A 7,263-nucleotide genomic window follows, 5' to 3' on the forward strand; every position below is an offset into this window, starting at 1 on the left:
TCCCATGAAATCAATGAACTTATACTTTAGTTATAATTAAATTTTATAAAATATAATAATACTTATATGTAAGTATGAAAGTTTGCATGGCAAAATTGCAAAAATGTAGGAATATCCCTAAAAATGAAATAATAATTGCAATTGGCAGAAGAAATAGCTACTATTAAAGTGAAAGTAAAAGTTGTAGGGGGGGAGATAAATTTGGAAAAAGGAAGACTTACAATAGATACTAACTGGTGTAAAGGTTGCGGTATTTGTGTAGAATACTGTCCTAAAAAAGTTTTAAAATTAGAGAACAATATAATCTCTGTAGACGATATAGAAAATTGCGTACTTTGTGGATTATGTGAACTTAGATGTCCAGATTATGCTATTTATATATCTAAAGAAGAAAAATAATAAGGGGGGTAGAGCGTTATGCATAAAAAAGTAAAATTGTTACAAGGAAATGAAGCTTGTGTACATGGTGCATTATATGCCGGGATGAAATTCTTTGCAGGTTATCCAATAACACCATCTACCGAAGTAGCTGAAATTTCATCATACATGTTGCCAAAAGTTGGTGGAAAATTTATACAAATGGAAGATGAAATTGCATCCATGGCAGCGACTATTGGAGCATCTTTAACAGGGCTTAAATCAATGACTGCAACTAGTGGGCCAGGTTTTTCACTCAAACAAGAAAATATTGGATATGCATCACTTGCAGAAATTCCATGTGTAGTAGTAAATGTACAAAGATGTGGTCCTAGTACGGGGCTTCCTACATCTCCAGCTCAAGGAGATTTAATGCAAGCTAAATGGGGAACTCATGGAGATCACCCAATAATAGCGTTATCGCCAACAAGTGTAAGAGATACTTTTGATTTGACAGTAAAAGCATTTAATTTCTCAGAAAAATATAGAACTCCTGTAATACTATTATTAGATGAAGTTATAGGACATATGAGGGAAAAAGTTGAACTACCTAATGAAAATGAACTTGAAATATATGATAGACAAAAAGTTAAAGCGAATAAAAATGAATACAAAATATACGATCAAACAACTCTAGTGCCTCCAATGGCAAACTTCTCAGATGGATACAGATATCATGTAACAGGTCTTATGCACGATGAAACAGGATTCCCAACAAATAGTACAGAACAAACAAAAAAACTTATGGATAGATTAATGAATAAAATTAATGAAAATTTAGACGATATATTAATTTGTGAAGAATATAACGTAGATGACTGCGAAGAGTTATTTATAACTTTTGGATGTATGAGTAGATGTACAAAAGATGCAGTAGATACATTAAGAAGCAATGGTATTAAAGCTGGATTATTTACTATAAAAACAGTATGGCCATTCCCTGAAGAAAAAGTTAAAGAATTAAGCAAACATGTCAGAAATATATATGTTCCTGAACTAAATTATGGACAAATGATACAAGAGGTTCAAAGAGTTTGTGATAGTGATTGCAATGTAGTTGGAATTAATAAATACAATGGAGAAATTATAACACCGGAAGATATTGTTGATAAGGTTATGGAGGTGGTAAAATGCCAAGTAGCGTTGTAGAAAATAATTTTAGATCAAATAGATTACCACATATATGGTGTCCTGGATGTGGACATGGTATCCTTATGAGATCTATTGCGGTTGCTATAGACGAATTAGGTTTAGATAAGGATAACGTATGTGTAGTATCAGGGATAGGATGTTCATCTAGAGCATCTGGATATTTAGACTTTAATACTTTGCATACAACACACGGTAGAGCAATACCATTTGCTACAGGTGTAAAATTTGCAAATCCGGATATGCATGTAATTGTTGTAACTGGAGATGGGGATTGCACAGCAATAGGAGGTAATCACCTTATACATGCATGTAGAAGAAATATAGATATAACTACAATTGTTTTTAACAATAATATATATGGGATGACTGGAGGTCAGTATTCTCCAACTACTAATACAAATGACTTTGCCACAACAGCGCCTTATGGCAATATTGATAAGCCTTTTGATATATGTGAATTATCTAAGGGGGCAGGCGCTACATTTGTAGCTAGAGGAACTGCATATCATGCAAAACAAATGATAGAATACATAAAAAAAGGTATAGTTCACAAAGGATTTTCTATCATTGAGGGTATGAGTTTATGTCCTACTTACTATGGTAGAAAAAATAAAAAGGGTTCAGCTGTAGCGCTTATGAATATTTTAAAAGATAATTATGTTGATGTAGCACTAAAAGATAAATTACCTGAAGAAAAACTTGAAAATAAACAATTTTTTGGTATATTTAAAAGTGACAAAATGCCAGAATATACAGATGAATATAAAAAAATAATAAATAGGGTGAAATGATTATAAGGAGAAATGAATATGAGAAAAGAGATAAGACTTAGTGGATCAGGAGGACAAGGACTGATTTTAGCTGGTATAATACTTGCAGAAGGAGCTATATTATCAAACTTAAACTCTGTTCAAACTCAATCATATGGTCCCGAAGCTAGAGGTGGAGCAAGTAAAGCTGAAGTTATAATAAGTGATGGTGAAATTAATTTCCCAAAAGTTAGAGAAGCTGATATATTATTGAGTTTGACTCAAAAATCTTTTGATCAGTATTCACATACTGTAAAAAATGATGGAATTGTTATCATAGATTCTACTGTGGATGAAAAAAATATAGATACAAAAAATGCAAAAGTAATTAAAGTTCCTATCATAGATAGTAGTAAGGAGAAATTAGGAAAGGTTATGGTAGCTAATATTGTAGCACTAGGTGTTATAAGTGAAACAATAGAAGGTGTAGACAACGAAATGTTAAAAAAAGCTATATTAGCTAGAGTTCCAAAAGGAACAGAGGAACTTAATGAAAACGCTTTCGAACTAGGGAGATCATTAGTTAATTATGCATATTAAAAAGAGAAAGGAATTTTCCTTTCTCTTTTAATTAAAAATAAAAAATAAAAAACAAAAAAAATAAAAAATTTCGTATTTCAAAACAGTTTGTGTTATAATTTGAAATACGAAAAAAAATAACATTAATTTTCAGAAAATAAAATCAAAAGAAGTAAAAATATATAATAAATCATTTGAATTTTATTTTTTAATATTATAATTATTTTTTAATTAAAAGGTATTTTAGTTGTTTTTATATAATTTAGGAGGGATGCGTATGTTTGAATTATCAAAAGAGTTAGGGATAATGACAATGAACTTAGATATGGTTCAAAGTCTTGCATTTACAACAATAGTACTTCTTATAGGATCTTTTATTAAAGCAAAGGTTAATATATTACAAAAATATTGTATACCAGCACCAGTTATAGGAGGTTTTTCTTTTGCGATTATATCATTTGTTTTAAGACAAACAGGTGTAATTGCTGTAGTATTCGACACGACACTACAGGGAATTTTAATGACAGCGTTTTTTACAACCGTAGGATTTACAGCAAGTTTTAAAGCTTTGAAAAAAGGCGGAGTAGGAGTAATAAAATTTTTAATTGTTGCGGTTTTATTAGTTCTGGCTCAAGATATAATAGGTATTTTTTCAGCAAAAGCTATAGGAGTTACCCCTTTACTAGGGCTTATAGCAGGATCAGTTTCAATGACAGGTGGACATGGAGCTTCTGGGGCATTTGGACCACTTATGGAGGCTCAGGGGTTAAATGGAGCTCTTAGCATAGCTATGGCGTGTGCAACATTTGGATTAGTAGTTGGAAGCATTATAGGAGGACCTATCGCAAACAGGCTAGTAGAAAAACACAATTTGGAAAATAAAGAGGATGAGTATGAAAATTTAATAGAATTAGAATCAGCGGGAATAGACTCTGACACAAGCGCATGCGAAGTTAATTTACCAAAATTGTCTGAGCAAAGTTTAGTAAGTGGAGCTATACAAATTATAATAGCTATGGGATTTGGTACTTTAATTTCAGCAGGGTTTTCTAGTGTAGAGATTACTATGCCAAGTTACATAGGGGCTATGCTAGTTGCAGCTATAATGAGAAATTTATCAGATGCAAAAGGAGCATGGAAAACTCCTGAAAATGAACTTTCTAGCATTGGCGGCATTTGTTTATCTTTATTTTTATCTATGGCAATGTGTAGTTTAAAACTGTGGGAGCTTATAGATTTAGCAGTACCTATAATCATTTTATTAAGTATACAAACTATGTTAATGATTTTATTTTCATATTTTGTAACATTTAGAATAATGGGAAAAGATTATACAGCAGCAGTATTAGCTGCAGGACATTGTGGATTTGGAATGGGAGCTACTCCAAATGGAATAGCAAATATGGAATCGGTTGCAAGTAAGTTTGGGCCTTGTCAAAATGCATTTTTTATTTTACCACTGGTTGGAGCTTTATTTATAGAATTCTTCAATTCGGCAGTTATAACTACATTTATAAATTTGCTATAAATAAATAATGTAAAAAACTTATATATTATTTAAAAAAAGTAGCAAAAGATGGTATAATATAGTTATGTTAAATGTAAAAAGGCTTATAGCTTAATATAATAAATCATTAGTAATTATGAGGAGAAAAAAATGAACGAAACTAAAGATTTTAAAGATAGCAAACAACTAATTGATGACATTCAAAAGCAATATCCAAGACTTAGTAAGGGTCAAAAACTTATAGCTCAATATTTAATATCAAGTTATGATAAAGTTGCATTTATGACTGCATCTAAACTTGGAGAAGAAGTTGGAGTAAGTGAGTCTACGGTAGTAAGATTTGCAAATGCTTTAGGATTTTCCGGGTACCCAAAACTACAAGATGCTCTTCAAGAACTTATAAAAAATAAGTTGACAACTGTGCAAAGGGTAGAAATGAATCAGGAGTATTCAGATGACTGTAAAATTTTAAGTAAGGTTTTAAAAAGTGATATAGATAATATAAAGGACACTTTAGAAAACTTAGATGAAAGAATGTTCCAACAAGCTTCTGATAAGCTTTTAAATGCTAGAAAAATATATATATTAGGTATGAGAAGTTCGTTTAGTATAGCTCAATACTTAGGATTTTATTTAGATATCATATTAGACAATGTTCATATTATAAGGATGGATATGGGAGATGCGTTTGAACAGGTTGTAAGAATAACAGAAGAAGATGTTGTTGTTGCGATAAGTTTCCCTAGATATTCAAAGAAAAGCTATCAAGTAGTAGATTATGCAAGAAGTAAGGGCGCACATATTATATCTATGACAGATAGTTTATTCGCCCCAATTGCTACGGTTGCAGACACGACACTATTAGTAAAAAGTAATATGGCATCATTTGTTGATTCTCTTGTTCCGGCATTGAGCTTATCCAATGCTCTTGTAGTATCAATAGGAATGAAAGAAAAAGATGATATAAAAGAATACTTTGATGATTTAGAAAAAATTTGGGAGAAGTTTTCTGTATACGAATAAAATTAGGAGGTATATATGAATATATTAATCACTAACGATGACGGTATTTATGCTGATGGAATTTTAGAACTTGCTAAAACTATAAGTGATATAGCAAATGTTTATATAGTAGCTCCTCATACTCAAAGAAGTGCTATGGGCCATGCCATAACAATACATGATCCTATAATGATTAAAGAAGAACATATATCGGATAAAATAAAATCATACTCTATAAGCGGCACTCCTGCTGATTGCGTTAAGGTAGGGATTGAATCAATTTTAAAAGGTATTGAAATTGACTTAGTTTTAAGTGGAATAAATAATGGAGCTAACCTGGGTACGGATGTAATTTATTCAGGTACTGTTTCGGCAGCTATTGAAGGGCTTATACAAAAAAAACCATCAATAGCTATATCGTATGATGGATTTGATGTATCAAGAGGTACTTATAAAGATGCTTCTGTGTATATAAAAAAAATAGTACAAAGCTTAACGAGCGAAATGAATATATTTGCTGATTGCATTTTAAACATAAATATACCATATGGAGATATAAAAGGATATAAAATAACTAAATTGGGTATAAGGGAATATGATAATGTCATAGAGGAAAGAAAAAGTCCTTATGGAAAAAGATATGTTTGGATTGGAGGTCAAGTAAGAAAGCTTGACCAAGAAAAAGATAGTGATATACAAGCAATAGAAGAAGGGTATATTTCTATAACTCCAATAAATATTGATATGACTAACTATAAAAAAATTGATGTTTTGAACAATATAAATTTATTATAAAAATAGGTGAACGATGATTTTAAAATCATTGTTCACCTATTTTTAGTATCTTTTTGGTTTTGACAAAAATTCTTCTATTCTTTTTGCTTCACTTATTTGTTTTAATTCAACAGATTTTCTTTCGCTTTCGAGTTCATCTTCATATTTTATATACTCAACACCAGACTCTTCCAATAGTTGAAGTCCTAGCCCAGTAGGGTATTCTCCTTTAAATACAACCTTTTTAATTCCGGCTTGTATTAATGCTATACAACAAAATACGCAAGGCTGAGTTGTCACATACAAAACGGCACCATTACAACTAGTTCCATTTTTAGCACATTGTGTAATTGCATTAGCCTCTGCATGACCAGCTCTGCACAATTCAAGTCCTTGACCTGAAGGAATGCCTCTTTTTCTTCTCTCGCAATATCCTATGTCTGTACAGTGAATAGCCCCAGAAGGAGCTCCATTATAACCTGTACTTATTATTTGTTTATCCATACATATAACTGCACCTACTTGCCTAGACACACAAGTACTTCTAACTTTGGTTTGCTCAGCTATATTCATAGCCCACTCTGTAAATAGTATCCTCATAAAAGCCTCCTTCTAAAACGTGATATTATAATAATAACATAAACGCATAAATCTATAAATAAATATCTTATTTTGTAAATTGTTAAGTGCATAATGTAAGTTTTAGTAAATAAGTGTTATAATATAAATAAAGTAAAACTATTTGGAGGAATATAGTATATGAGTTATGAAGATATATTTAAAGCTCTGGCTGATAAAAAAAGGTTAGAGATACTTAGAACTTTAAATAAAAAGGGTAGCACTTGTGTGTGTAAGTTAGTGGATGAGTTTGATCTTTCTCAGTCAAAACTATCATATCATTTAAAATTGTTACTTGATAATAATCTTATAGTTAAAATTTCTCAAGGAAAATGGAATTATTATGATATAAATAAAGAAACTTTAAAAAATGTATTAAATGAAAATATAATAAAAGAAATCTTAAAGTAAAAATATAGCTGCCTCAAGATTGAGACAGTTATATTTTTATACTATAAAATTTTA

9 protein-coding genes are annotated in these 7,263 nt (G+C 30.7%); 8 read left to right on the top strand and 1 reads right to left on the bottom strand.

Annotation, left to right across the window (positions count from 1 at the left end):
• Positions 1–201 precede the first annotated feature (201 nt).
• From VN21_RS13085 to surE, 7 genes are all read left to right on the top strand, one after another.
• A complete protein-coding gene (locus VN21_RS13085) occupies positions 202–399 on the top strand; it encodes a 4Fe-4S dicluster domain-containing protein (RefSeq protein ID WP_046823649.1) in 198 nt (65 codons plus the stop codon).
• Positions 400–417: 18 nt separating this feature from the next.
• On the top strand, positions 418–1,566 hold the full coding sequence (locus tag VN21_RS13090; protein ID WP_046823644.1) for a 2-oxoacid:acceptor oxidoreductase subunit alpha: 1,149 nt from the start codon (positions 418–420) through the stop codon (positions 1,564–1,566).
• The gene (locus tag VN21_RS13095) at positions 1,548–2,360 is read left to right on the top strand and encodes a 2-oxoacid:ferredoxin oxidoreductase subunit beta (protein ID WP_046823645.1); all 813 of its coding nucleotides are present in this window, start codon (positions 1,548–1,550) and stop codon (positions 2,358–2,360) included. The genes VN21_RS13090 and VN21_RS13095 overlap by 19 nt, the downstream gene beginning before the upstream one ends.
• 18 nt (positions 2,361–2,378) lie before the next feature.
• On the top strand, positions 2,379–2,918 hold the full coding sequence (locus tag VN21_RS13100; RefSeq protein WP_332840883.1) for a 2-oxoacid:acceptor oxidoreductase family protein: 540 nt from the start codon (positions 2,379–2,381) through the stop codon (positions 2,916–2,918).
• A gap of 256 nt (positions 2,919–3,174) precedes the next feature.
• Positions 3,175–4,425: a sodium/glutamate symporter gene (gltS, locus tag VN21_RS13105; protein ID WP_226896707.1), complete on the top strand. Its 1,251-nt coding sequence runs from the start codon at positions 3,175–3,177 to the stop codon at positions 4,423–4,425.
• Positions 4,426–4,554: 129 nt separating this feature from the next.
• A complete protein-coding gene (locus tag VN21_RS13110; protein WP_021430735.1) occupies positions 4,555–5,427 on the top strand; it encodes a MurR/RpiR family transcriptional regulator in 873 nt (290 codons plus the stop codon).
• A gap of 15 nt (positions 5,428–5,442) precedes the next feature.
• The gene (surE, locus tag VN21_RS13115) at positions 5,443–6,201 is read left to right on the top strand and encodes a 5'/3'-nucleotidase SurE (RefSeq protein WP_046823647.1); all 759 of its coding nucleotides are present in this window, start codon (positions 5,443–5,445) and stop codon (positions 6,199–6,201) included.
• Positions 6,202–6,243: 42 nt separating this feature from the next.
• On the opposite strand, the gene VN21_RS13120 is transcribed toward surE, so the two are convergent.
• Complete coding sequence (locus tag VN21_RS13120) at positions 6,244–6,780, bottom strand: deoxycytidylate deaminase (protein ID WP_064503618.1); 537 nt, start codon at positions 6,778–6,780, stop codon at positions 6,244–6,246.
• Positions 6,781–6,939: 159 nt separating this feature from the next.
• Between VN21_RS13120 and VN21_RS13125 the strand changes: the two genes are divergently transcribed.
• On the top strand, positions 6,940–7,209 hold the full coding sequence (locus VN21_RS13125; RefSeq protein ID WP_046823648.1) for an ArsR/SmtB family transcription factor: 270 nt from the start codon (positions 6,940–6,942) through the stop codon (positions 7,207–7,209).
• The last annotated feature ends 54 nt before the right edge of the window (positions 7,210–7,263 follow it).

The sequence above is a fragment of the Paraclostridium benzoelyticum genome, assembly GCF_001006285.1.
GTDB lineage: Bacteria > Bacillota > Clostridia > Peptostreptococcales > Peptostreptococcaceae > Paraclostridium > Paraclostridium benzoelyticum.